The 24,155-nt window shown below is 39.0% G+C and carries 26 protein-coding genes; 1 reads left to right on the top strand and 25 read right to left on the bottom strand.

Features of this window, described 5'->3' with window-relative positions:
- Positions 1–5: 5 nt before the first annotated feature.
- From NST21_RS18000 to NST21_RS18060, 13 genes are all read right to left on the bottom strand, one after another.
- A complete protein-coding gene (locus tag NST21_RS18000) occupies positions 6–482 on the bottom strand; it encodes a cell wall elongation regulator TseB-like domain-containing protein (protein WP_056525010.1) in 477 nt (158 codons plus the stop codon).
- Positions 483–500: 18 nt separating this feature from the next.
- A complete protein-coding gene (locus NST21_RS18005) occupies positions 501–671 on the bottom strand; it encodes a YpmA family protein (RefSeq protein ID WP_082527552.1) in 171 nt (56 codons plus the stop codon).
- A 158-nt stretch (positions 672–829) separates the two neighbouring features.
- On the bottom strand, positions 830–3,610 hold the full coding sequence (gene dinG, locus NST21_RS18010) for an ATP-dependent DNA helicase DinG (RefSeq protein ID WP_340890526.1): 2,781 nt from the start codon (positions 3,608–3,610) through the stop codon (positions 830–832).
- A gap of 227 nt (positions 3,611–3,837) precedes the next feature.
- Entirely contained in the window at positions 3,838–4,221 is a 384-nt protein-coding gene (panD, locus tag NST21_RS18015) for an aspartate 1-decarboxylase (RefSeq protein ID WP_340890528.1), read from the bottom strand.
- Between the two features lie 24 nt (positions 4,222–4,245).
- A complete protein-coding gene (gene panC / locus NST21_RS18020) occupies positions 4,246–5,094 on the bottom strand; it encodes a pantoate--beta-alanine ligase (protein WP_056525016.1) in 849 nt (282 codons plus the stop codon).
- Positions 5,091–5,927, bottom strand: a complete 837-nt coding sequence (panB, locus tag NST21_RS18025) for a 3-methyl-2-oxobutanoate hydroxymethyltransferase (RefSeq protein ID WP_340890529.1) — start codon at positions 5,925–5,927, stop codon at positions 5,091–5,093. The genes panC and panB overlap by 4 nt, the downstream gene beginning before the upstream one ends.
- A 350-nt stretch (positions 5,928–6,277) precedes the next feature.
- Positions 6,278–7,258 carry a biotin--[acetyl-CoA-carboxylase] ligase gene (locus NST21_RS18030; RefSeq protein ID WP_053346754.1) on the bottom strand — a complete coding sequence of 327 codons (981 nt, stop codon included), beginning with the start codon at positions 7,256–7,258 and terminating at the stop codon, positions 6,278–6,280.
- A complete protein-coding gene (locus NST21_RS18035) occupies positions 7,243–8,436 on the bottom strand; it encodes a CCA tRNA nucleotidyltransferase (protein ID WP_340890532.1) in 1,194 nt (397 codons plus the stop codon). The genes NST21_RS18030 and NST21_RS18035 overlap by 16 nt, the downstream gene beginning before the upstream one ends.
- Before the next feature lie 13 nt (positions 8,437–8,449).
- Positions 8,450–9,589, bottom strand: coding sequence for an N-acetyl-alpha-D-glucosaminyl L-malate synthase BshA (bshA, locus tag NST21_RS18040; RefSeq protein WP_056525025.1), 1,140 nt, complete (start codon positions 9,587–9,589; stop codon positions 8,450–8,452).
- Between the two features lie 4 nt (positions 9,590–9,593).
- A complete protein-coding gene (bshB1, locus tag NST21_RS18045) occupies positions 9,594–10,307 on the bottom strand; it encodes a bacillithiol biosynthesis deacetylase BshB1 (protein WP_056525029.1) in 714 nt (237 codons plus the stop codon).
- A complete protein-coding gene (locus tag NST21_RS18050) occupies positions 10,291–10,716 on the bottom strand; it encodes a methylglyoxal synthase (protein ID WP_053346758.1) in 426 nt (141 codons plus the stop codon). Before NST21_RS18050 ends, bshB1 begins: the two co-directional genes overlap by 17 nt.
- Before the next feature lie 17 nt (positions 10,717–10,733).
- A complete protein-coding gene (gene dapB, locus NST21_RS18055; RefSeq protein ID WP_056525032.1) occupies positions 10,734–11,534 on the bottom strand; it encodes a 4-hydroxy-tetrahydrodipicolinate reductase in 801 nt (266 codons plus the stop codon).
- Complete coding sequence (locus NST21_RS18060; protein ID WP_053346760.1) at positions 11,527–11,886, bottom strand: nucleotide pyrophosphohydrolase; 360 nt, start codon at positions 11,884–11,886, stop codon at positions 11,527–11,529. Before NST21_RS18060 ends, dapB begins: the two co-directional genes overlap by 8 nt.
- A gap of 168 nt (positions 11,887–12,054) precedes the next feature.
- Between NST21_RS18060 and NST21_RS18065 the strand changes: the two genes are divergently transcribed.
- Positions 12,055–12,927: a YitT family protein gene (locus tag NST21_RS18065; protein WP_053346761.1), complete on the top strand. Its 873-nt coding sequence runs from the start codon at positions 12,055–12,057 to the stop codon at positions 12,925–12,927.
- A 140-nt stretch (positions 12,928–13,067) separates the two neighbouring features.
- On the opposite strand, the gene NST21_RS18070 is transcribed toward NST21_RS18065, so the two are convergent.
- From NST21_RS18070 to hisC, 12 genes are all read right to left on the bottom strand, one after another.
- Entirely contained in the window at positions 13,068–13,742 is a 675-nt protein-coding gene (locus tag NST21_RS18070; protein WP_053346762.1) for a zinc metallopeptidase, read from the bottom strand.
- Between the two features lie 83 nt (positions 13,743–13,825).
- Positions 13,826–14,611 (bottom strand): sporulation protein YpjB, encoded by a 786-nt coding sequence (gene ypjB, locus NST21_RS18075; protein ID WP_340890534.1) that lies wholly within the window; start codon positions 14,609–14,611, stop codon positions 13,826–13,828.
- Positions 14,612–14,728: 117 nt separating this feature from the next.
- Positions 14,729–15,325 (bottom strand): DUF1405 domain-containing protein, encoded by a 597-nt coding sequence (locus NST21_RS18080; RefSeq protein WP_057217449.1) that lies wholly within the window; start codon positions 15,323–15,325, stop codon positions 14,729–14,731.
- Between the two features lie 181 nt (positions 15,326–15,506).
- On the bottom strand, positions 15,507–16,274 hold the full coding sequence (locus tag NST21_RS18085; protein WP_057217447.1) for a menaquinol-cytochrome c reductase cytochrome b/c subunit: 768 nt from the start codon (positions 16,272–16,274) through the stop codon (positions 15,507–15,509).
- A 55-nt stretch (positions 16,275–16,329) separates the two neighbouring features.
- Complete coding sequence (qcrB, locus tag NST21_RS18090) at positions 16,330–17,004, bottom strand: menaquinol-cytochrome c reductase cytochrome b subunit (RefSeq protein ID WP_053346766.1); 675 nt, start codon at positions 17,002–17,004, stop codon at positions 16,330–16,332.
- Positions 17,005–17,007: 3 nt separating this feature from the next.
- Positions 17,008–17,514 (bottom strand): QcrA and Rieske domain-containing protein, encoded by a 507-nt coding sequence (locus tag NST21_RS18095; protein WP_053346767.1) that lies wholly within the window; start codon positions 17,512–17,514, stop codon positions 17,008–17,010.
- A gap of 160 nt (positions 17,515–17,674) precedes the next feature.
- Positions 17,675–18,136 carry a YpiF family protein gene (locus tag NST21_RS18100; RefSeq protein WP_056525040.1) on the bottom strand — a complete coding sequence of 154 codons (462 nt, stop codon included), beginning with the start codon at positions 18,134–18,136 and terminating at the stop codon, positions 17,675–17,677.
- A 161-nt stretch (positions 18,137–18,297) separates the two neighbouring features.
- On the bottom strand, positions 18,298–18,849 hold the full coding sequence (locus NST21_RS18105; protein WP_053346769.1) for a ReoY family proteolytic degradation factor: 552 nt from the start codon (positions 18,847–18,849) through the stop codon (positions 18,298–18,300).
- Positions 18,850–18,891: 42 nt separating this feature from the next.
- The gene (locus NST21_RS18110; protein WP_340890536.1) at positions 18,892–20,163 is read right to left on the bottom strand and encodes a tetratricopeptide repeat protein; all 1,272 of its coding nucleotides are present in this window, start codon (positions 20,161–20,163) and stop codon (positions 18,892–18,894) included.
- A 396-nt stretch (positions 20,164–20,559) separates the two neighbouring features.
- Entirely contained in the window at positions 20,560–21,846 is a 1,287-nt protein-coding gene (gene aroA, locus NST21_RS18115; RefSeq protein WP_340890537.1) for a 3-phosphoshikimate 1-carboxyvinyltransferase, read from the bottom strand.
- Positions 21,847–21,874: 28 nt separating this feature from the next.
- Entirely contained in the window at positions 21,875–22,978 is a 1,104-nt protein-coding gene (locus NST21_RS18120) for a prephenate dehydrogenase (RefSeq protein WP_340890539.1), read from the bottom strand.
- Positions 22,979–23,025: 47 nt separating this feature from the next.
- A complete protein-coding gene (gene hisC, locus NST21_RS18125) occupies positions 23,026–24,138 on the bottom strand; it encodes a histidinol-phosphate transaminase (protein ID WP_056525052.1) in 1,113 nt (370 codons plus the stop codon).
- Positions 24,139–24,155 lie beyond the last annotated feature (17 nt).

Raw genomic sequence — 24,155 nt, forward strand, 5'->3', positions numbered from 1 at the left:
CCATTCTAAATGCTTCGATAATACTTTAGCCATTCCCCTGTTTTGAAATCATAATAATCATAATTAAAGCGCTCAGATTCATCAAGATATGTTACTTCCCAAAGTGGAACGTTTTTTTCCATACCAAGCTTTACTGAAATGATTTTTTGAGGATTTAGCTTTTCATTAACAATGCTTAAAATCTCTTTTTTTGACTTACCATCTTTATAGTTTTCCACTACAATTTCTTTCTTCTCGTCCTCAGGAAGCCAGACTATTTTTTTAGTCCCATTTTCTCCCTTACCAATGATGACAGAATACGAATCCTGCCCATTATAAAGGTAGAACTCTTCCATGGTTTCAAGGCCGCCCTCTTTCTTCGCCTTTTCAAAAGCCTCATTACCAGCTTCTTTTTTAGGCTGCAACGCTTTAATATATGCCCCGCCGACAAATCCGATAAAACAAAGGACTAGGATAGAAGCAATAATCAACCATTTTTTCAAAGCCGCTTTTCCCTCTTTCTATGTACGATAAATTGTAAATATCGCTTTTTCTTGATTTTCTGAATCTAATGCAAGTCCGAACATTAAGTCGTCCTTTTTCAACGTCCGGTTCAAAGAATCTACAATCTTATACAAATCAGGAGAATTTTGCAACCTGACTGTCGAGATTACTTCAATTTTACTTTCCATGAAAACGCCCCTCCATTTTAATTAAAAATTGTCAACAATCACTGGTATGAATAGGATTAGAAGGCTTTACTACCTTTCACATTATAACAGCTCGAAGGTTATTTTTCTTTATTATTTCATAAAAATTCAATTGGATTTATGAATAATCTAAAGATTCTTTAAATCCACTCTTCTATCATATCCACCATCTCATTAATTGAGCCTTGATGCCAGTCAACGGCCGGTATGGACTTTTGAAATTCAAGACCGTATTTGGCGGTGATAATGCGGCGGTCCAGAACAACTAGGACTCCTCTGTCTTCAGGAGTACGTATCAGCCTCCCGAATCCTTGGCGGAACCTTAGCAAGGCTTCAGGTAAAGAATACGCAGAGAAGGCGTTTCTGCCTTGCTTTTCGAGAAGTTGGCATTTTGCAGCTGTGACCGGCTCATCCGGTGGTGAAAATGGCAGCCTGACAATGATTAGGCAGGATAAATCCTCTCCTGGAATATCAACACCTTCCCATAGGCTAGTTGTTCCAAATAGGACGGCTTTCTCGAAGTTTTGAAAATTTCTGAGTAACCTCATTCGGCTTCCACCAGAAATCCCCTGTGCAAACAAGGTATACTCATCTAGTACCCCTGAGTCTTTGATGGAAAAATAGGTTGCTCGCAGCATCTCATGCGAGGTGAACAAAACCATCATTCTCCCTTTAGCTGCCTGTGCAGCGGCAATAATATGGTTTGCCGCTGATTCCGAGAACTCCTCCACTGATAAGCAATTAATATCCGGAATATCGTTCGGAACTACCACCTTCACAAGTTCCTTATAACGAAAAGGGGAAGGAAATCTTGCGGTCTGTATTGGTTCAGAATCTAAACCAAGCTGCGCTTTAAAGTACTGAAATGAATCCTTCACAACGAGGGTTGCCGATGTCATGATCACACTTTTCTGGCGTCCAAAATAGGAATCCCACAACCATTTACTTCCTGCAATTGGCTGAACTGTCAATGTCACGCCATGTTGTGGTGCTGTATTTGTATAATCAAGCCAATAAATATTTTCTTCTTGTGGATTGATAAAAAATTCATGTAAGGAATCCCTTGTATCCTGCAAATGTCCAAGAAGCACTTCTATATCATTTAAATAAAATAAAGCATTTTTCCCTAACGTGGCCTCATTATTTAATAAAAGACTCAACCTTTTCTCCAGTTCCATGATGATCGATCCTAGCAAGTCTACTAACCGTTCAGCAACCAGAATCGCTTTACTCCATCGATGGTCATCTATCTTAAATGAGAGGCGTTTCGGACTCACAGAATGAGATAGTTTTTGGGCCTGGTTGGAGATGTAATAAAAAAGTTGTTCAAATTCATAGGCAAAGTCATTAAGCTTTCGATCTAGGTCATGCGTGGACTTACCTTCCGTCAAGCCGTTGTTTGAGAGCAATTTTTCAAGTTTGTATAATAATTGCTTTTGATCTGTGGTCCCTAGTCTGTTCAGCACCGTCTTCACGGAAATATAATTAAGTCTTCGTCCAAGCTGTTTAGAAGCAGCCTGTTCCAAATGGTGAGCTTCATCAAGAATTAAATACCCTTTTTTTGGAATGAGGGCATCTTCTGTAAGAAGATCAGTCATTAAAAAGGAATGATTAGTAATGATGATATCTGCTTTGCCCGCTGTCCTTTTTGCTCTTTCAAAAAAGTCCAATTCAAGCCATGGTTGTTTTAAACCGACATATGTAAGCCCGTCACTTTGAAGTCTATTCCAAAAAAGTTGTCCACCACTTGTGAGATTTAATTCATCTTTATCTCCTGTTTCCGTTTCCGTTAGCCAAACTAATATTTGCATTTTTGTTAATGCTGTTTCGTAATTATCTTCCTTTTCACGTAATGCCCGTTCAAACTTTGCCAAACTCAAATAATTACTTCTCCCCTTTAGCAATACAGCTTGAAAAGAATAAGGAAGGATTTTTTTCAGCTTAGGAACTTCGTTTTGAAGAAGTTGATCCTGTAACTGAAGCGTATACGTCGAAACGACTACGGGCTTTTGATGTTTCCTCGCAAAATAAACAGCAGGAAGCAGATAGCCTAAGGATTTCCCAATCCCAGTTCCAGCTTCAATGATTGCGTCTTGACTGGATTCGAAGGAATGATGAATCATATTCATCATTTCCAGCTGTCCGTTTCTCGCTTCAAAAGCAGGAAAAGCATTTTGTAGCATGGCCATTTTCTTCTCATCATCTTGCGGAAATTCTGCTTCTCTGTCTTTATAATTAGTTTCTTCGTCGACTTTTTTAAATGCAAGGCCTCTAAATGTAATAAGTTCAGGTGAATGAACTTCAGCTTTTGTAAGTTTGCTTGCAATACAAGCATCTATCAATTCGGAAATTTCACTTTGTAAGGAAAAAGATAAGCGGTATAACTGTTTAAGCGTCATCAACGGCAGATTCATGAGCTTTTTTTTCAATTCCAATAATAATAAAGCGGTAGCATATGCATCGCTATCCGCTTGATGAGGCCGAGAATGATCTAGATTTTCTTCTTTGGCCAGCTGATGTAGCTTATATCCATCGGATGTCGGTTTCAAAATTTTCGCTAACTCTACCGTATCAAGTGTGGAACCATAAAAAGGCTCCAATCCACAGCGTACTAATTCTTCCTGTAAAAAAGATAAGTCAAATAAAACATTATGGGCAACAAAACAAGCCCCTTCTATAAGCCGGGCAATATTTTCTGCGACATCTTCAAAGTCAGGTGCATCCTTTACCGTCTCGTTGCTTATTCCGGTCAATTCTTCAATAAACAAGGAAATTTCTTGTCCAGGATGGATGAACGTTGAGTATTCATCTACAATTTGATCATTTTCGATGACTACGCCGGCAAATTGAATAATCCGGTCTCCTTTTTTTGGAGAATTTCCTGTTGTTTCCAAATCGACCACTACATATCGTTGTGTCATGAATTGTACACCTCAAACTTCACTTTCTCCACTTCCTGATGGAATTCTCTTATCTTTTTTATACCATAATAATCGTAATAAAGGAAACACGCAGTTTATCGAATAAAAGTTTAATTAATTGAATCCACTTCAACCCCTACCCCTATCCTGGTAATACAATTCTAAGCAAATGAAAAGGGCCGGCTCAACATATGCATGATACATGCGCATAAGAGCCGGCCTTCCGCTTACATGATAGTAGCTGCAGGTTCGTTTGAAATCAGTTCAACAATTTGGTTATTTTCATTCATAATCGCAACTTTAGGCTGATGATCACTCAGCTTATCTTCAGCGATCATCACATAAGATATGATAATCACAATATCATCAGGCTGAACTAGTCTTGCTGCTGCTCCGTTCAAACAAACAACACCGCTGCCCCGTTCACCTGCAATCACATACGTTTCAAGGCGTGCACCATTATTATTATTGACGATGGCTACTTTTTCATTCGGCAGAATGCCTACCGCGTCAATTATGTCTTCATCAATTGTAATACTGCCAACATAATTCAAATTGGCTTCAGTAACCCTTGCGCGATGGATTTTTCCATTCATCATTGTTCGAAACATGTAAACTCCCCCTAAGCTGTAGGTTTATTCTACTGTCAATGTAATATTATCAATTAGCCTTGCATTCTTAAACTTCACGGCCATTGCTATAATGATATTTCCTGATAATGTTTCAATCGGCTTGAGCTCTGGATATTGATAAACCTCAATATAATCTATTTTCCCATTTGTATGGGCTTCTACATGTTCCCTTACTAGCGCCGTAATTGTATTAGGATTTCTTTCCCCTGTATTAATCACTTCTATCGCCTTCAATAAGCTTTGGTATAATTCTTTTGCTTCTATGCGTTCATCATCTAGCAGATATACGTTTCGAGAGCTCTTTGCTAATCCATCTTCTTCACGAACGGTATCGACAGCTACGAGTTTAATTGGAAAATTAAAGTCTTTGATCAAACCATCTATTACTGCGACTTGCTGTGCATCCTTCTTACCGAAGTAAGCTCTATCTGGAAGAATGATATTAAAGAATTTCGTTAGGACCGTCGCTACACCATCGAAATGGCCTGGTCTTTGTCTACCACATAAACATTCCGTCCTGCTTTGGACGACAACCTTGACTGATGGTTCTTCACCGTACATTTCATTGACAGTTGGGTAGAAAAGATAATCTACGCCTGCATTGGCTGCGACATTTTCATCACGTTCCAAATCACGAGGGTATGTTTCAAAGTCCTCATTTGGTCCGAACTGCAACGGATTGACAAAAATACTTAAAACAACGATATCATTTTCTTTACGAGCGTTTTCTAAAAGGGTGGCATGTCCCTCATGTAAGAAGCCCATTGTCGCTACATAGCCGACACTTTTGTCATTGCTTTTTTCCTTAATGATTATTTGTTGTAATTCAGCTGCAGAAGTAAAAGTTTTCATTTTTTTCCCCCGTAAAGAGCTGAAAGCTGCTCTTCCTTCATCGTAAATGTATGCTCTTTCGTTGGAAAATCTTTAGTTTTCACGTCATTCACATAACTTGTAATCGAATTGCTTATTAGTTCGTTCGCATTTCCGTACACTTTAACAAATTTTGCAACACGTTCAACACCATAACTGATGACATCGTGATAAACAAGGACTTGACCATCTGTTTCAGCACCTGCCCCAATTCCAATGGTTGGAATTGCTAGGTTTTGTGTGACGAGTTCTCCTACTTGATATGGTACACACTCAAATACTATCGCTATGGCTCCTGCCGCTTCACATTTTTTCGCATCTTCAACGAGCTGTGCAGCTGCTTCGGCATCTTTTCCCTGTACTTTATACCCACCAAGCACGCCGACTGATTGCGGAGTCAGGCCAAGATGAGCTATTACGGGGATACCAGCCTTTGTTAATGCGGAGATTTTTTCGACAACGTCATCTGCCCCTTCAACCTTCACAGCATCCGCATGGCCTTCCTGCATGATGCGAGCCGCATTTTTAAGTGTTTCATCTAAAGAAAGGTGATAGCTCATGAAGGGCATGTCTGTCACGACAAACGTATCGGGGGCCCCACGTTTTACTGCTTTTGTATGATGAATCATGTCATTAACCGTAACAGGGATGGTAGAGTCATAACCTAATACAACCATTCCTAAAGAATCGCCAACTAAAATCATGTCGACACCTGATTGTTCGGCTAACTTTGCTGACGGATAATCATATGCCGTAAGCATGACAATTTTCTCGTGATTTTGTTTCATTTTCAAAAAATCTCCGGATAATTTCATTACGTTTCCTCCTTTTTGATGGAGGAGATGAAAACATCAGCGTTTTAAAAACTGGTGCCTATACATTCATACGCAAAAAAAAGACTGACTAAATAGAGTATCTGTTACATTACAATAAGTGGCAAAAAACGCCTCATATTGTCAACAAAACAGCACTTGTCCTTTTAGTCAATCTCTTTGATAACATCAGAAGTTTCATCCCTCCGTCCTAGTCCAGTACGATGGATCAAGGCAGATTTTCAAATAATTTGGTATTTATGGGGGTGCAGTTCACATGAGATACTGCCCACTTGCATTATATCAAGCCAAAATCAAAAATTCTATTTATTTTTCACAGATTTGACAAAAATCTACTGAATTTCAATGTCTGCTGAATAAATCGAATGTACGGTTCCCTTTTTGTCTTCAAGGAGCAGAACACCTGCATCTGTTATTCCCAATGCTTTTCCGACAATTGTATCATTAACCGTACTCGCTTTAATAACCTGTCCCAGGCTGATGGCATAACTCTCCCATAGACCCTTTATTGGCATAAAGCCTTCTTGTAAATATAGATCATACAAATTTTCTAAACGAACCAACACACGTTGTATAACCTTTGACCTTGAAACCGTTTCTCCGCTTTCTATGAAAAGAGAAGACGCTTTCTCCTGCAGATCTTCTGGGAAATCTTCAATTTGTTGATTGATATTCATACCAATTCCGATAATGACAGAATGAATTCTGTCCGATTCTGCCTGCATTTCTGTCAGAATGCCAGTTACTTTCTTTCGGTTTATCAAAATATCGTTCGGCCATTTGATTTGAGGTTGTAAATCCGTTATATCCTCTATTGCCTGAACCACGGCAACCGCGGCCAGTAAAGTCAACTGAGGAGCCTCATGAAGTGGAATCTTTGGCCTTAAGATTAGACTCATCCAGATGCCACTGAATTTTGGAGAATGCCAAGATCTCATGAGTCTCCCTTTTCCAGATACTTGTTCCTCGGCAACAACAAGAGTCCCCTCCTGCACTCCTTCATTTGCAAGTTGATGGGCAATTTTTTGAGTTGATTCTACAGATTCCTGATAGTGAATCATTTTCCCGAGTTTTTTTGTTTCCAAGCCAAGCTGTATTTCACTTTCTGACACTTTTTCCGGTGTTGAAATAATCCGGTAGCCTTTTTTGCGGACAGCTTCAACATTATAACCTTCACTGCGCAGGTCTTCTATATGCTTCCAGACAGCCGTGCGCGAACAGCCTATATATTCAGCAATTTCTTGACCGGATATAAATGCACCATTCGCCTTTGAAAGGGCTTCCATCAGCTTTGTTCTTAAATCAGATTGCATTTCTCCAGCCACCTCATAATTTCATCTTTTTCATTTCTTAATTCTGCATTCAAAACAGCTTTCAAAATCAATTCCAAGTATTCTTTCACCCATGGACCCGGTCTTTCTTGACGCCATTTCAGTAAGTCCGTACCCGTTACCGCAAGATCAGACATTTGTTTAATTATTAATTCATTAATTCGTTGATGAATAACCTTCTCTGCATCCTTAACATTTCGTCCTGTTAAGACAGCTCGGACTTTAGCAGCTTGGACGGCTTCAATCTGACCTGCCTGAAATATTTCGAGAGCAGAATTTTCAAACGGCGGTTCTTTCTTTGCTAACTGAATAATACGTTGGACACTTCTAATTGTTTTCAGCGGCAGTTTCCACTCTCTTAACGCCGCTTCAATATCCTTGGCATTCGTATAAATCATGATAACAGACCATAATTCTGCCGCTTTTAAGTGATGAAGCGGCAGATTTAATAACTTCTCCAAATTTTCTTTTTGATTAGAAAATTGGGGCAAGTATTGGTATAACCCGCTCTCTAGTAAGAGCGAAAGGGCCCTTGTCTTGTAGGCTCCAGCTAAAAGTTTTTCAAATTCAATGAGAATTCTTTCGATTGCAATTTCGCTAATGATAGGTCCATTCTCTTGAAGTGAATCAAAAGTTTGCTGATCCAGTTCGAAATCAAGCTGGCTGACAAACCTTAATGCACGCATCATTCTCAAAGCATCCTCATGAAATCTTTCATGTGGATTGCCAACCGTGATAATTCTTTTTTGTAACAAATCACGCTTTCCGTTAAATGGATCAATCATATTCCCAGACTTATCCATAGCAATCGCATTCATCGTAAAGTCTCTTCTCTGTAAGTCTTCGGTCAAAGAACGGACAAATTGCACGGAATCAGGTCTGCGAAAGTCCGTATACCCGCTTTCCGTTCTAAATGTCGTAATTTCGTACGTACCAGACTCCTCAATTACAAGCACCGTTCCATGTTCGATTCCGATATCTGCTGTTTTAGGAAAGATTCCTTTAATTTCCTGAGGTGTAGCAGAACTAGCGATATCCACATCATTGATGGGCCTGCCAAGTATATAATCTCTTACAGAACCACCCACAAAATAGGCTTCGAATCCTGCTTTTTCAATCAATTCAAGAATGGGCACTGATTTTAAGAATAACTGATCCATCAGCATCCCCTCCTTATTCAATAGAATTAGTTTCGAGCGCTTGAACATAGATTGCTTCATACTCTGACATAATGGTATCTGAGTGAAATTCAGTATTGGCCCTTTCTAGAGCAGCCTCAGAAAAACGTTTATGTAAAATAGGGTTGCTTAAAAGTCCGACAGCCTTTTCAGCTACCATTTCGACGTCGCCCAATTCACAAATATAGCCGGTCTTTCCGTCAACAATAACCTCGGGAATCCCTCCTACATTCGTTCCTATACATGGAACACCACATGCCATTGCCTCAAGAAGTACAAGTCCAAAACTTTCTTTTTCGGATAGCAGTAAAATTAGATCACTAATTGAATATAATTCGGCAAGGTTGTCCTGCTTACCCAGAAACAAGACCTTTTCTTCGATTCCAAGATCTTTAGCCAACTTTAATACTGTTGTTACTTCCGGGCCGTCTCCTACGAGGAGAAGCTTAGCAGGCATTTTCTTTTGAGCTAAAAAGAACGCTTGGATAACATCTTTAACCCGCTTGACTGAACGAAAATTTGATACATGAATGATGACTTTTTCTTCATCTTGGATACCGTATTCGTCCCGTAAATATTCTGAATTGGTTTTATGATAATCCCTTTCATCAATAAAATTATAAACGGTTTTGATTTCCTTTTCCGGAGAGATTAACTCATGTGTTTGTTGCACGAGCGAATTAGATACACCTGTAACAACATCTGATTGTTCAATCCCAAATTTTATTAAATTGGATAGTGAAGGGTCATGGCCTAGCACAGTAATGTCTGTACCATGAAGAGTCGTGACGATTTTAACTTTATTTCCTGACATCTGCTTTGCAAGAATCGCACAAACCGCATGTGGAATGGCATAATGAACATGGAGAATATCAAGTTTTTCCCTCTTCACTACTTCCGCTATCTTACTCGCAAGCGCAAGGTCATACGGTGGATATTGAAAAACAGAGTAAGAGTTGACTTCCACTTGGTGATAATAAATATTATGGTACATCTTATTTAGGCGGAAAGGGAGGCTTGAAGAAATGAAATGAATTTCATGTCCTTTTTCTGCAAGCATTTTGCCCAATTCAGTTGCAACGACACCCGAACCTCCTACTGTAGGGTAGCAGGTAATTCCAATTTTTAATTTCATAAGATTATTTTTCCCCTAACAAATCGGCTTCGATCAGCAACGGTTTTTTTGACATAAATCCTTCCGCATAAGCGACACCCACTTCTTTGCCGAACATCTTTTCCCTTGCTTCTACTGTCTCGATATATCCGTTCACAAGCGGTGTCTCCACCGTTGTATTACTTTTTTCGAATTGACTTCCATATGCTCTAAGACTGTCCAATTTTTCCGATATAGTAGATGTAATGTCAACGACAAAGTCAGGTTTGTGAAAACCATTTATCATAAAATAGTACATATTTTGGACACGATGAGCTTCAAGACCATCTTCATCCAAATACTTTCTAACCCCAGCCGAAAAAACTGCTTCTTCAACTAATTTTGCACAATTCCCATGATCAGGATGACGGTCTTCCAAAAAAGGGGCAAATACAAGTGTAGGTTTATATTTGCGAATAACCGTTATAATTTGATTTATGTATTCTTCTTTCATATATAAACCACGGTCGGGTAAATCTAGGGATATTCTCTCCACCCCTAGGATTTCTGCTGCCTTAGCTGCTTCCTTTTGCCGTAATAGAACGGTACCGTTGGACGACATTTCCGCTTTTGTCAAGTCACAAATGACGATGTCCTTACCTTGTTGCGCATATTTAGCAATCGTACCACCCATACCAATTTCAACATCATCCGCATGTGCCCCGAAAGCGAGGATATCTATATTACTTTTGTTTGTCATTAATCTCACCTTGTTTTTTTCGTAGTTTAAGCCAGTCCATATATCCATGTTTCAAACCCTGAATAAGTACTTCTGCCGTTCCCATATTTGTGGCCAATGGAATTTCATATACATCGGAGAGCCTTATTAGTGCTGATACATCCGGTTCATGTGGCTGCGATGTTAATGGATCTCGGAAAAACAGGACCATATCCATTTCACCACGGGCAATCATTGCCCCGATTTCCTGGTCTCCGCCTAGAGGTCCCGAATGGAAACGATGGACAGGCAATGATACTTCTTCCATAATTCGTTTCCCCGTTGTACCAGTAGCAAATAATTCATGTTGTTGAAATACAGCTTTATAGGCTGTTACAAATTGAATGATATCTTCTTTTTTCTTATCATGGGCAATTAAGGCAATTTTCATCGTATTCCTCCTAATACCTACTCGATAATATTTTCTAGTCCATATACAAGTACATCCAATTTCATGACTGAATCAACAGCAAGTTTAACTCCTGTCATAAAGGACGCGCGATTGAATGAATCATGACGAACCGTCAATAGCTCTCCATCACTCCCGAAAAGTACCTGTTGATGAGCAACAAGCCCCGGTAGACGAACACTATGGATATGCATGCCATCTATATTTGCTCCTCGAGCACCTTGAATGGTTTCTTTCTCATTCGGATGACCCTGTTGTTTTGTCTCACGTACTGCAGCTATCATATCTGCCGTTTTAGCAGCTGTACCTGAAGGGGCATCCAATTTTTGATCATGATGCATTTCAATGATTTCTACATTCGGGAAGTACTTTGCAGCCATTTGTGAGAACTTCATCATCAAAATAGCCCCAATTGCAAAGTTTGGAGCGATAATGCATCCAATACCTTTTTCCCTAGTTAACGAATCCAGCTTTGCTAAATCTTCTTTTGTAAATCCTGTTGTTCCTACAACAGGACGGATACCATGATTCAGTGCCGTTTCTGTATGATACATTCCTACTTCAGGTGTAGTTAAATCAATCAATACGTCTGCATTTACAGCCGAGAAGCATTCGTTAATATCGGAAAAAACAGGTGCTTCAATTCCTTGAAAACCTTCAATATTTGAGAGGCTTTCCCCGTTATATTTACGGTCTATAACAGCTGCTAATTCAAACCCTTCTGTTCTATGTACTAACTTCACCGCTTCATTACCCATTCTGCCACGAGGTCCAGCTACAATCACTCTTACTTTACTCATCCTTTACTTCCCCCTCTACATTCTCTTCTTTTTTTGTCCATCTGTCTTTATCACGTGTTGCAAACTTATGCATGACCGTATCGTGCGAGCTTTGAAGGTCAATACCAAGTGAATTAGCAAAACAAATTAGCACAAATAGCATGTCACCCAATTCCTCTTCAACCGTATTCTCATTTTCAGTTGATTTCTTAGGTTTTTCACCATGGTAATGATTGACTTCTCTAGCCAGTTCACCAAGCTCCTCTGACAAGCGTGCTAGCATAGCCAAAGGGCTGAAATATCCTTCTTTGAATTGTCCTATGTATTGGTCGACTTCTGCTTGCATTTGTTGGATCGTCTTTTGCTTTTCCATTTAGTCACCCATTCTTGATTTTCGTTAATAAACATTATACCTTCTTTATGTTAGCTAAAAGTGAATCATATGACAACAGATACGTTCGGTAACAACAATTGCCCATAGTTGGTTAATTAGTTATAATAAGTAAATTAACCGCATTCAAACGTTTTGGAGGTAAAAGACATGCTTTTCGGCTTAAAATTGAAAAACACTATATTTATCCTTTTTGGAGCTGGAATCTTCGCATTTGGCCTCGTACATTTTAACATGCAAAATAACTTGGCAGAAGGCGGTTTCACTGGTCTCACCTTGATTATATATCAACTTATTGGGATAAATCCTTCTTATTCTAATTTGGTTTTAAATATCCCCTTATTCTTAATAGGGTGGAAATATTTAGGGCGGACTTCTTTTTTTTATACAATCATTGGAACAGTTGGTTTATCCGTTTGGCTATGGGTATTCGAAAGATATCAAATCGAAATAAATCTCGGGAATGATTTGATGCTGGTGGCATTGTTTGCCGGGGTCTTTGTTGGTGTTGGGCTAGGTATCATCTTCCGTTATGGCGGGACAACTGGCGGCGTTGATATTATTGCCCGATTTGCCCATCGATATTTAGGAATGGGCATGGGCCGGACCATGTTTATTTTTGATGCCGTCGTTATTGGCCTATCCATTCTCACCTACTTGGATTACAGGGAAGCGATGTATACCCTAGTGGCGGTATTCATCGGTGCGCGGGTTATCGACTTTATGCAGGAAGGAGCCTATGCGGCTAGAGGAGCAATGATTATCAGCGAGAAAAATGAGGAAATTGCTGATAAAATCATGAAAGATATGGAGCGGGGAGTAACAGTCTTAAGGGGGTATGGATCATATACAAGAACTGATCGAGAAGTTCTATATTGTGTTGTCGGTAAAAATGAGCTCGTTCGCTTGAAAAATGCCATCACTTCAGTGGACCCTCATGCTTTTGTATCTGTAAGTGAAGTACATGACGTATTAGGTGAAGGCTTTACCCTAGATGAGAATAAGAATCCAATCGAACGGTAGTATCCACTATGAAACCATTACAAATACATCATTTTACATGATTCCCCGAATAGTGAAGTTTTATAAGTAGTGTTAACTAAACCCGGTATACATCGTAAACGAATAAAAAGAACTCCATCATGTGATGAAGTTCTTTTTATTTAATCTTCTTCTCTCATACCTGTATACATAAGCAGAAGTCGAACTAGTTCAAGCACGGCTACAAGAGCGGCAGCAACATACGTCATCGCAGCTGCACTTAATACTTTTTTCGTTTCTCGTTCTTCATCATTACGGATAACTCCTACAGAAACGAGTTGATCCATTGCCCGAGAGGAAGCATTAAACTCCACCGGCAGCGTGATTACTTGAAATAATACTGCAGCTGCCATAAATACGATACCCGCTATTAATAAGCCTGGGATTCTGGCTAACACCCCGATTAAAATTAAGATCCAAGATATATTGGAACCAAAGTTAGCGACCGGTACTAACGCATGGCGAAAACGTAAGAACGCATAAGCTTCTTTATCTTGAATCGCATGTCCCACTTCATGGGCTGCAACTGCTACACCGGCAACAGAATGCCCATGATAGTTATCCGTCGATAAACGGACCGTTTTATCTCTTGGGTCGTAATGATCTGAGAGCATTCCGGGTGTTTCTTCGACCCTGACATTATATAAACCATTTTGATCCAAAATGGCTCTCGCCGTTTCAGCACCATTCATACCCGAAGAAGCAGATACTTTTGAATATTTTTTATACGTACTTTTCACTTTCATTTGTGCATAAATCGGGATTAAAATGATAATCGCCAAATAAATGAAATACATGGTATCCTCCTAAAACTATTATTACTCTCAATTCTATGGAATGAATGCTACCATGTCAAATATAGAGTTCTCTTCACTTACCTTCAATCGTTATGTTCTTTTCTAGGTTTTTCTCGATCTCCATTATATTTTCTCCAGCCGACGTAAGAAAGAGTCATTATAATAATACTGCCAGTAGTTATGATAACCCACCAAAGGGAAGGATCTGCATCGTCTTCTCCCATATCATTAAAAATAGACGTTAATTCATTTTGCAATGCATCCAGCTCTTTTTGGCTATCACTATCTCTAATTACTTCAGGACGGTATTGATTAATGTATTGAATCCTAGTATCCAGTTGCTGAATCTGTTCTTTAGAAAGGTCGACTTTCAAGCTTGGATATATCATTTCGTATTGTGAAAGGAATAAGTTCAATTGATTATTAAATGTTATTGTGTCTTGATGGATCGCGGCATCCTTTGTTTGCCTGAAGGAATTCATCATTTGATCCTCCATCTCGGTCCAAAGAGGCTGATGCGTTGACTTCACAGCATCCACAACAAGCCTAAATTTTGTAACTGAATTAACCTTCTCAGAATCTCCCTTATTCAAATCCTTTATTGTCATCAATGCTTCATTATGAGCTACAGTAATAATTCGAAGTTCGTCCATGTCAAGAATTTGTTCTTTCGCTGTCTCTTTTATAAACTGGTCAGAAAAAAACGTAAGCATCTTTTCCGAATCTCCGTATCGCTTCAACTTTGTCATTTCCAACGCTCTATCGGAAATGTTATCTAATTGCTCCAAACTTGAAGAGGATTCTGCATAGACAGGGAAATGTAAGACGACAAATAAAACAGCAATGGTTAATATGAATTTTTTCAACATGCTACTCGTCCCTCCTCATATCTCTACTAAAACGATATGAAAGAAAAAACATGAGTAGACCTTGTTCATCATAAAAAGTTAACCCCGCACTCACAAAAATGAATGCGGGGCTAACTTTTAGTTGATCATTGAAAGAGTAAATCGCTTTTTTCTAAAACCAAAGTACCATCCAACATAGATAGAAAGAATACTTAACCAAAAAGTAAAATAGCCTATTGAATTCATATAGACCAATAAATCACGATAAATAGGCATCATTTCAAAAACGTAATCAATAATATCATTATGTATGGTCCAAATCCCTGCTACAACCAAATGCCAAGGTTTTATTCGATAAAATGGTGAATATAAAATCCCTTGAATCGCCATACCCAAATGAGAAGCCATTAACATATAACCTTCCCAAGGTAATGAACCTGTTGTCATTAATGTCAGTACATTCATAACAACTGCCCATAAACCATATTTGAATAGGGTTATAATCGCCAATGCCTCCATAAGGCCAAAGTTTCTTTTCAATAGAAACCCTAGTAATACAAATACAAAAAATAGGCTAGCAGTCGGGCTGTCTGGTACAAATGCTAAAAAAATAGTCGGTGTGTTTGCTAATTGACTACCATACCAATAATATCCAAATAAAGTTCCGAATATATTAATCATTAATAGCAAAAAGAGCATTTGCCGATTTGCAAGCCAGCTGTAGATAATATTCATTCTTTTTACCTCTCTTACTATTCTCAATACAACCATTTTACAGTTCCTGATCTTTAAATCCAAGTTTTCATTTCAATTTCTTATCAGATTCTTTTCAATTTTCCAATAAAAAAGCCGACAACCGTAGTCGTCAGCTTTTCCATTCGGCAGCATATGAAAGAAAATGCTGTCGATAGATACTTTATTTTGCTGTTAAACCCGAAACAAATTCAGCTAATGTTGCCAATTCTTCATCAGAACCTTTGAACATACCAGCTGGCATAGCACCTTGGCCTTTGCGAGCGATTTTAGAGATTTCTTCTGGCTTTAAACCAGTGTCAATCAAGCTCGGTGCACCTGCTCCACCTGTTAACTCAGCTCCGTGGCAACTAATACAACCACTAGCATCCATAAGTTTATAACCTTCGCTGTCTTTATCAATGTCTGCACCTTCTACGATTGCACCTTGCTTCTTAGAAGCTTCCCAGTCGTGATGGGCTGCAGACTCCCATGTTAGGTAAAAAACACCAGCCATTGCTAATAACATAAAACCTACAGCAAATGGACGTTTTGCTGGACTACGCTCTGGACCACGGTCTAAAAATGGTGCCAAGAGCAATGCTCCGAATGCTAGTCCAGGTATAACGAGAGCCCCGATTGCATTATACGGACCCGATGCATAAGTATACTTAAGTAATTGGTAAAGGAATAGGAAATACCAGTCAGGTAGCGGAATATACGCTGTATCTGTCGGATCTGCTATTCTTTCTAATGGAGACGGATGTGCAATTGTTAGGCTCAAATAGCCAACAAGAAATACAGCTCCGACCATCCATTCTTTTAAAAGGAAATTAGGCCAAAATGCTTCAGTTTTCCCAGGATATTCTGAATAATCTTTCGGAATATTCGGTTTACGGTTCGCGGAGATACGCGAGTCACCTACGAATTTCATACCTTTCCCACGATGCATTGAACAATCCCCTCCTTTATGAAAAGGTTTTTATGATTCTCAGTTCATAATTCTTTTATAGTGGACCTGAAATACCTTGTTTCCGGATCATCAAGAAATGAGCCGCTAGTAAAGCAAATAATGCTGCAGGCAGGAAGAATACATGAATTGCGAAGAATCGTGTTAATGTCTGTGCTCCAACTATTGTTGGATCTCCTGCTATCAATGTCTTAAGTGCTGGTCCCATTAGCGGTACCGAATCGACAATTGTCAAAGTAACCTTTGTTGCAAATAGCGCTTTCATATCCCATGGCAGTAAATAACCTGTTAATCCTAATGCCAGCATAATAAAGAAAATTAATACGCCGACCATCCAGTTCAATTCGCGCGGTTTTTTGTAAGCTCCCTGGAAGAAGACACGAAGAGTATGTAAAAACATCATAACAATAACTAGACTTGCTCCCCAGTGATGCATACCACGGACAATTTGACCGAAGGCAACTTCATTTTGTAGATAATAAACAGATTCCCAAGCGTTTTTAATGTCCGGTACATAGTACATCGTCAAGAACATACCCGACAATATTTGGATGACCGTGATAAAGAAAGTTAACCCACCAAAACAATATACGAATGCAGAAAAATGATGCGCGGGGTTAACATGTTCAGGAACCTCATGGTCAGCAATATCCCGCCATAATGGCGTAATATCTAAACGCTCGTCCACCCAGTCATATAACTTTGTTAGCAATGTTTACGCCCCCCCATGCGGTTTTAGTTGACCCAAATAAAGAATTCCATCTTTCTCTTTCGTGTCATAGACATCCAAAGGTGAAACCGGTGGTGTCCCTTTCACGTTCACACCATCTTTCGTGTACCTGCCATAATGACAAGGACAGAAAAATTGATTCGGATTAGACTTATCCGTATTCCATGCTACCGTACAGCCTAAATGTTTACAAATTGGAGATAAAGCAACGATATTACCGTCTTCCATTTTATAAACCCAAGCTGTATTTGTTTCTTCAGACTCATACCACCCGTCGACCTGCTTAAAACTAAAGTCAACACGGGTTGGTTCGGTAGTCAGTTCACTTACCTTTTGTTTAGTTGCAATGTAATCCCCGCCTTTATCTGCTGATAATACTGGATCAATTGCAAACCTAACCATAGGCATCAACATACCGGCCGCCATAAATCCACCAACGCCAGTAAGTGTGTAATTAAGGAATTGACGTCGTGAAACATTATGCTTGCTCATGCGTTTTCCCCCCCTCTATTACTATACTGAGAGCCCAAAGGACCAATAAATAGCAACACTATAAAACTAGGACATTTCCATGATATCTCAATAATTTACCAAGGTCAATATTTGTAAAACCCAAAAGGTGGCAACTATGTGTCAAATAATGCGAAAAATCCTACTTTTTTTCATTTTTCCAATTATAAGTGAAAATATCAAGGATCTGGAGAACTTGCTGGTTAATCATTTCCCTAGCTTGGTTATTTTCTAGGGTTTCAAGAGGGATGGCTGGAATCCATACTAAATTATGTTCTAATTCCCGCTCTTCCTTTTTCCATTCAATATCTGATGTAAGAAAAAAAATATGTTTAAAATTATTTTCTTTCACTTTGTTAGTCCAACGCTTTAATAAATCAATCTTATCCTCCTCATCACTCAAATAATGAAAAGTTGGCATTAAAAGAATTCTTCCTTTCATCTGCTTTTCAATTTCCGAGCTTAAAATGGTAAGAAATTCATTCATTGAACCAGTTTGCTTAATTTGACTTCCAAATGTTATGGGAACCAAAGGAATTAAAACCGTATCCACATACTCTTTTGACTGGATATACATATCCAGATCTTTTGCTGTCCACTTCATATTTTTTCTTCACTCCCGATTTATTAAATCAACTCCTTATCATTTTACCATTTTTTTATTACATCTTTACCATATACCTATAGTCTTTACAAAAATGTGGATTTTATCAGCGTTTTATAAAAAATAAAAACCTTTCCTGATTACGGAAAGGTCGTTTTAGTTCATCCAAGTACTTTTAATTGATTTAGTTGTTCGGTTAAGTTCTTAAATGCCTGTTCGTCATGTTTATCGAGCGCTTCATCAATTTCCTTAAGTAGACGATCCCTTTGGAAATACAGCATACTTTTTTCCAAAAATTGCTCAGCCAGCAGCTGATCTTTTTCATTTGCAGCCGTGGATTTCGGCATGAAAGGGTTATTCTCAAGCACTGCTGCGTACTGATATGAAGAATAAGCGGATTTAAAATTGAGTTGAATATAAATATCTTCATCCCGGTTTAAGCGGATATCATGAAAAGATTTCTCTGCATCGGTCGTCATAATATTGGACTTATAGAACCTAAAAGGAACCTCTTCTACACAATGTGTCGACATAATTAATCCGCGTGGACAATATTGTGCATTTTCTACAAAATGAACCTTTTTCATTAATTGATCATGACTCATTAAATAATTTAATATCCAAACACATTCTCTTCTTTTCAGTTGATAATGATTTAAAAACCACCGAATAAAATCCTTTTTCTCATTCACAGAAACAGGGGCAGCCACCATGAATTCCCTCCTCTGTCTTGATATTATTTTATTTTCTCTTATCTACAATTCCTCTGGACTTTCGCCAAGCCGTTCCAAAATCATCACATACTCATCGTTTGCTGGGTTTAGCTCAAGCAGCTTATTAAATACTTCTCTAGATGTGGTTCTGTCTCCTTCTTCAATTAAAAAGAAACCATAGTTTTCAAGAAAGTCTGGATTGTTCTTGAATGAATTATATGCTTTATGATAGCAGGTTAATGACTCTTTAAATTGTTCGGTGTGTTGATAACATACGGCAGCTATCCATTCAAACTGCGGATCATCCTCACCGTATCTTCTAACCTCGCCAATACACTCTAAGATATCTTCATATCTTTCGTGATGCATATACAGTTTCAAAAGAGTAAGTGCAGCTTCTAAATAGCCGGGATCAATGGCAAGAGCCTCTTTGAATAAATTTTCTGCTTCACTATCGAGTCCGCTTTTTAAGGCTATTTTACCACCGAAGAAATAAAGCTCCTTATTGAATTCATCAGCCTTGATACCTTCTTTGACCGTTTTCAAAGCATTTTCCAAATCTTCAAGATGTTCATAACTCTTAGCCAAGTATAAATATAGGGAATGATATTCATGATCCAATTCCTTCAATTCGATAAACTTACGCACGGCGGTTTCATAAAGACCTGCTTGAAAAGCTGTAAATGCATACTCAAATAACGTATTTATTTCGAGCCCGTCATTTAGAGCCTTTTCAAAGTACGGAAGGGCCTCCTCAAACTTCCCAGAGCTGCTTAATGCTTCAGCTAGTCGTTGATTGACATTAACTCCAGCAATTTCTTGTTCCTGTTCCAAAACCTTTATGTAATTTGCAATGGCTTCCTGGTCTCTTCCTTGGTGATAGAACAGTTCACCTAGTGCAAAATCAATGATGATCTCATCTGGTAGTATTCCCTTTGCCTGCATCAATTTTCGCTCACTGACCTCATCCATCCCCTGTAATTGATAAAGGTCTGCTTCCAAAAGCAATGCACTTGGATATACTTCATCATCTACACTTACTTTTTCAAGCATTAACATCGCTTCATCTTCTTGATCCATATCAATCAAAATTTCAGCTAATGAAACAATCAATTCTCCTTCATCAGGATATAGTTCTAGTAGATGCTCAAAAAGATCTTTTGCCTCCTCTACAAAACCAAGCTGGAGCATTTCTTCAGCCAGCATCAAAATGTCCTCGGCTGACTCTGATGATTTAATTCGATTTATATGTTTAAGAGCCTCTGTTAATTCCCCTTTTTTTAAATGCTGAATAACTTGATCTATTGTGTTCATTGCTGCTTCCTTCCTTTTTGCATAATACACTTAGTCTCTAGACAAACACTCTCACGTGATAGTGTTATATTCTCTTCCATAAAGTACAAAATGTTGCATCTAATCGTGAGGTGCATAGTAAAAACAGTATTCATTAGTTTACCATACTGCAGCCCTGTATTCCATTGATGAAATTCTCCCCCCATTCTTATTTAAAAAAGGTTAATAGTTAATTCTCCATACAAAGGTAAATCTCCTTTTTGGTGATAATCACCTTTTTTATAATTCTAAGGAGTTATTATTAGAAAAGAGGCTATAATGATAGCGCTTTCAACAATCCCGAGAGATTAATCTAAGAAAAAAAAAATAAAAAAAAGTCTGCAGACTCTAATAAGGTCTGCAAACTTCTTTAAATCTTTACTTTATTAAATGAGTCAAATGCTCAAAAAATTGTGGATATGAGACATCAATTGCATCCGGATCCTCAAGTTCCACTTTCCCATCTGTGATCAATGCCGCTACAGCCAGCATCATCCCAATACGGTGGTCTCCATGGCTTGTAACCGTGCCACCATTTAGTGCTTTTCGTCCCTTGATAATTAAACCGTCAACAGTCGGCGTTATATCCGCTCCAAGGATGGAAAGCTCGTTGGCTACCGTATCAATTCGATTGGTCTCTTTCACTTTAAGCTCTGCTGCGTCCTTGATCGTCGTTATTCCTTCCGCCTGGGTGGCCAAAAGTGCAATAACTGGTATCTCATCGATTAGGCGCGGAATTAAATCACCGCTGATCGTTGTTCCTTTTAAACGAGAGCTTCTGACAGTAATATCGCCTGCCGGTTCACCTTCGCTCGATTTCTTCTCGACCGTTATATCTGCCCCCATCGCTTTCATAACTTCGATGATACCTGTTCTGGTCGAATTAAGGCCCACATTCTTCAGAACAATTTCACTATTTTCTGTAATTGTAGCAGCCACCATAAAGAACGCTGCAGAAGAAATATCTCCCGGCACATGAATATTGGTTCCTTTGAACACTTGGTTGCCTTTTACTTTTATCGTTTGACCGTCTTTTTCGATTTCCCCGCCAAACTGCTTGATCATTCGTTCCGTATGATCACGAGTCTCTTCCGGTTCGACAATGATTGTCTCCCCTTCTGCCTGCAAGCCTGCAAGGAGTATAGCTGATTTGACTTGTGCGCTTGCCACAGGCAATTTATAGCGAAACCCTTGTAATTTGCCACCCCTTATGAAAAGCGGCGTGTATTCGGCACCTTTCCGGCCATCAATGTGTGCTCCCATCTGACTGAGAGGATTCACTACTCGGGTCATCGGGCGTTTAGCTATTGATTCGTCACCTACCAACACAGCCGAAAAATCCTGTCCAGCCAAAATACCCATCATTAATCTGATCGTAGTACCAGAATTTCCGACATCAAGTACTTCATGTGGTTCCGTCAAACCATTAAAACCTTTGCCTTCAATACGGACCTGCTGCCCATCTTGTTCAATGTTTACTCCAAGCTGTTTAAAACAGGAAATAGTACTTAAACAATCTGCTCCAGGCAGAAAATTAGTAACTGTCGTTTCACCCTCGGCAAGGGCTCCGAACATAATCGAACGATGGGAGATAGACTTATCTCCTGGTACAGCAATCGCACCACGTAATGATTGAATGTTCGTTTTTAAACTTTTTGTATTCATACAATCATCCCCTTCGACTATTATTTTATTATGCCAGAATTGTTTCATATTCTGTATGTCTTGAAATACATTCCGATGCTTTAATACGGTCTACATCCGTTTGGAAGCTGATAACTAGAACACCGTATATTTCTTCCCTAGTTTCAATAATTCTAATGTTTGTTAAACTGATTCCTTCTTGAGCTAAATATCCGGTAATTTCAGAAATTACACCAGCATAATCCGGTACATCAATATATAAATCATAAAAGGCAGGGATGGCGCCTTTCGCATGGGTTGGCAAATCATCTCTAAAAGTCTTTGCATCCTTAAAGAAACGCAGAATCTCTTCACTATCTTCATTTTCTACAAGCTCTTTGACATTCTCCATTTCCTTCAGCCAATCATTCATTAATACCAGTAACACATCACGATTATGTAACAAAATGTCACGCCACATTTCCGGACTGCTTGAGGCAATTCTCGTAATGTCTCGGAATCCCCCAGCTGCAAGTCTAGAGATCAGCTCATTTTCCTTACTATATGTCTCTGCCTGTTTAACCAAGCCGGAAGCGACAATATGTGGAAAATGGCTGATTACTCCTGTCAGTCTATCGTGGGTACTAGGTGTTACTACCAAAAAGTTTGCTCTTGTGCCAATTAACCATTCTTTTAACTGCTCTATTTTACCTTCTTCTACAGTTTCATCTGGAGTAAGTAAATAAAACGCATTCTCAAATAAATGCAGTTTGGCAGCCCCTGCACCGCTTTTATGAGACCCAGCCATAGGGTGACCACCGATGAAGGCCACACCTTTATCTATCAATGGTCTTGCCGCTTTTACGACTTTATCCTTTGTACTTCCCGCATCAGAAATGAGGACATCTCTTTTCAAATCCAACTCAGCTAATTTCGCTAAAATCTGGACGGTTTCATTTACGGGAACTGCCAGCAGAATTAAGTCAGCGTCACACGCTCCCGCTTCAAGAGAAGAAACTGAATCATCAATGATTCCCAGTAGCCTTGATAGTTGAATATTCTTTTCGCTTAGATCAATTCCAACAATCACAGCTTCAGGATGTGCATGGCGTACAGCCATGGCCAAAGATCCACCAATTAGACCTAGACCTATTACAAAAACCTTTCCCTTCACACTTCTCTCCCCCGCTTCTTTTTGCTCCTCTATGCTTGCTGAAACGATTAAAGAAGGGAATTAGAAGGCGTAGCATCTTCATTTAAGAAAGATTTGATAGCGTTAATCATTCCTTCATTTTCTTCTGTTGAACCAATCGTTACACGCAGACTGTTCGGGAAACCGAACGATTTTCCAGACCTTGCAATGTATCCACGCTCTAGCAAATATTGAAATACTACATCCGCATCCTGTTTGAAATGTATGAAAATAAAATTACCTTGTGATGGGTAATAAGCTAGATTTTCCTTACTGCAAAACTCATAATATTGTTTGAGTCCTTTTTGGTTCTCAGTATTACACTTTTCAATGAAAGCTTGATCTTCCAGAGCAACAATAGCAATCTTTTGTGCGAAAGTATTGACATTGAATGGTTCTCGGGATGGGTCGAGCTTCTGAATAATATCATCATCTGCCAATCCGTACCCGACCCTAAAACTGGCAAGACCATAAATTTTTGAAAATGTGCGAAGTATAATCAAATTCTTAAATTTATTGATCCATTGATTTGTTTTCGGGTAATCCTCAGCCACTGCATATTCACAATAGGCTTCATCCAATACGACAAGAACATCATTCGGTACCTTTTCAATGAATGTTAATAAATCCTGTTCCGGAATGTATTTTCCTGTTGGATTATTAGGTGTACAAACCCAGACAACAGCAGTGTTCTCATCTATCGCTTTTAGCATACCTTCTAAATCATGTGCTCCGTCAATATGAGGAACTTCTCTGATTTCCGCGCCTTCAAGTGTAGCATTATGGCGATACTGCGAAAACGTGCCTGTTGCCATGACTGTGTTTTTACCAGCTCCCAATAGGCTTCTAGAAATGATTTGAATGTTCTCATCAGACCCATTTCCAAAAATAAGCTGTGTTTCTTTTACACCTGTATGCTTTGCAACAGCTTCTCTAAGCAATGTTGCATATCCATCCGGATAGATAGCAAAAGAATGGGTTGAGTTCTTAACGCTTTCTCTGACCTTTTCAGAACAGCCAAAAGGATTTTCATTTGAAGCTAATTTCGTGATTTTTTCAAGACCGTACATTTTTTTTACTTCATCGGTTGATTTCCCAGGTTGATAAGACTTCAAGGAAAGGACCGCATCATTCCACTTCATGTCATTCACCTCTATAT

The sequence above is a fragment of the Peribacillus sp. FSL K6-1552 genome (assembly GCF_038005205.1).
GTDB lineage: Bacteria > Bacillota > Bacilli > Bacillales > DSM-1321 > Peribacillus > Peribacillus butanolivorans.

Coding starts and splice junctions, on each gene's coding strand:
- NST21_RS18005 (WP_082527552.1), bottom strand. CDS start 671: ATGGAAAGTAAAATTGAAGTAATCTCGACAGTCAGGTTGCAAAATTCT.
- dinG (WP_340890526.1), bottom strand. CDS start 3,610: ATGACACAACGATATGTAGTGGTCGATTTGGAAACAACAGGAAATTCT.
- panD (WP_340890528.1), bottom strand. CDS start 4,221: ATGTTTCGAACAATGATGAATGGAAAAATCCATCGCGCAAGGGTTACT.
- panC (WP_056525016.1), bottom strand. CDS start 5,094: ATGAAAACTTTTACTTCTGCAGCTGAATTACAACAAATAATCATTAAG.
- panB (WP_340890529.1), bottom strand. CDS start 5,927: ATGAAATTATCCGGAGATTTTTTGAAAATGAAACAAAATCACGAGAAA.
- NST21_RS18030 (WP_053346754.1), bottom strand. CDS start 7,258: ATGCAATCTGATTTAAGAACAAAGCTGATGGAAGCCCTTTCAAAGGCG.
- NST21_RS18035 (WP_340890532.1), bottom strand. CDS start 8,436: ATGGATCAGTTATTCTTAAAATCAGTGCCCATTCTTGAATTGATTGAA.
- bshA (WP_056525025.1), bottom strand. CDS start 9,589: ATGAAATTAAAAATTGGAATTACCTGCTACCCTACAGTAGGAGGTTCG.
- bshB1 (WP_056525029.1), bottom strand. CDS start 10,307: ATGACAAACAAAAGTAATATAGATATCCTCGCTTTCGGGGCACATGCG.
- NST21_RS18050 (WP_053346758.1), bottom strand. CDS start 10,716: ATGAAAATTGCCTTAATTGCCCATGATAAGAAAAAAGAAGATATCATT.
- dapB (WP_056525032.1), bottom strand. CDS start 11,534: ATGAGTAAAGTAAGAGTGATTGTAGCTGGACCTCGTGGCAGAATGGGT.
- NST21_RS18060 (WP_053346760.1), bottom strand. CDS start 11,886: ATGGAAAAGCAAAAGACGATCCAACAAATGCAAGCAGAAGTCGACCAA.
- NST21_RS18065 (WP_053346761.1), top strand. CDS start 12,055: ATGCTTTTCGGCTTAAAATTGAAAAACACTATATTTATCCTTTTTGGA.
- NST21_RS18070 (WP_053346762.1), bottom strand. CDS start 13,742: ATGTATTTCATTTATTTGGCGATTATCATTTTAATCCCGATTTATGCA.
- ypjB (WP_340890534.1), bottom strand. CDS start 14,611: ATGTTGAAAAAATTCATATTAACCATTGCTGTTTTATTTGTCGTCTTA.
- NST21_RS18080 (WP_057217449.1), bottom strand. CDS start 15,325: ATGAATATTATCTACAGCTGGCTTGCAAATCGGCAAATGCTCTTTTTG.
- NST21_RS18085 (WP_057217447.1), bottom strand. CDS start 16,274: ATGCATCGTGGGAAAGGTATGAAATTCGTAGGTGACTCGCGTATCTCC.
- NST21_RS18095 (WP_053346767.1), bottom strand. CDS start 17,514: ATGAGCAAGCATAATGTTTCACGACGTCAATTCCTTAATTACACACTT.
- NST21_RS18100 (WP_056525040.1), bottom strand. CDS start 18,136: ATGAAGTGGACAGCAAAAGATCTGGATATGTATATCCAGTCAAAAGAG.
- NST21_RS18105 (WP_053346769.1), bottom strand. CDS start 18,849: ATGGTGGCTGCCCCTGTTTCTGTGAATGAGAAAAAGGATTTTATTCGG.
- NST21_RS18110 (WP_340890536.1), bottom strand. CDS start 20,163: ATGAACACAATAGATCAAGTTATTCAGCATTTAAAAAAAGGGGAATTA.
- aroA (WP_340890537.1), bottom strand. CDS start 21,846: ATGAATACAAAAAGTTTAAAAACGAACATTCAATCATTACGTGGTGCG.
- hisC (WP_056525052.1), bottom strand. CDS start 24,138: ATGAAGTGGAATGATGCGGTCCTTTCCTTGAAGTCTTATCAACCTGGG.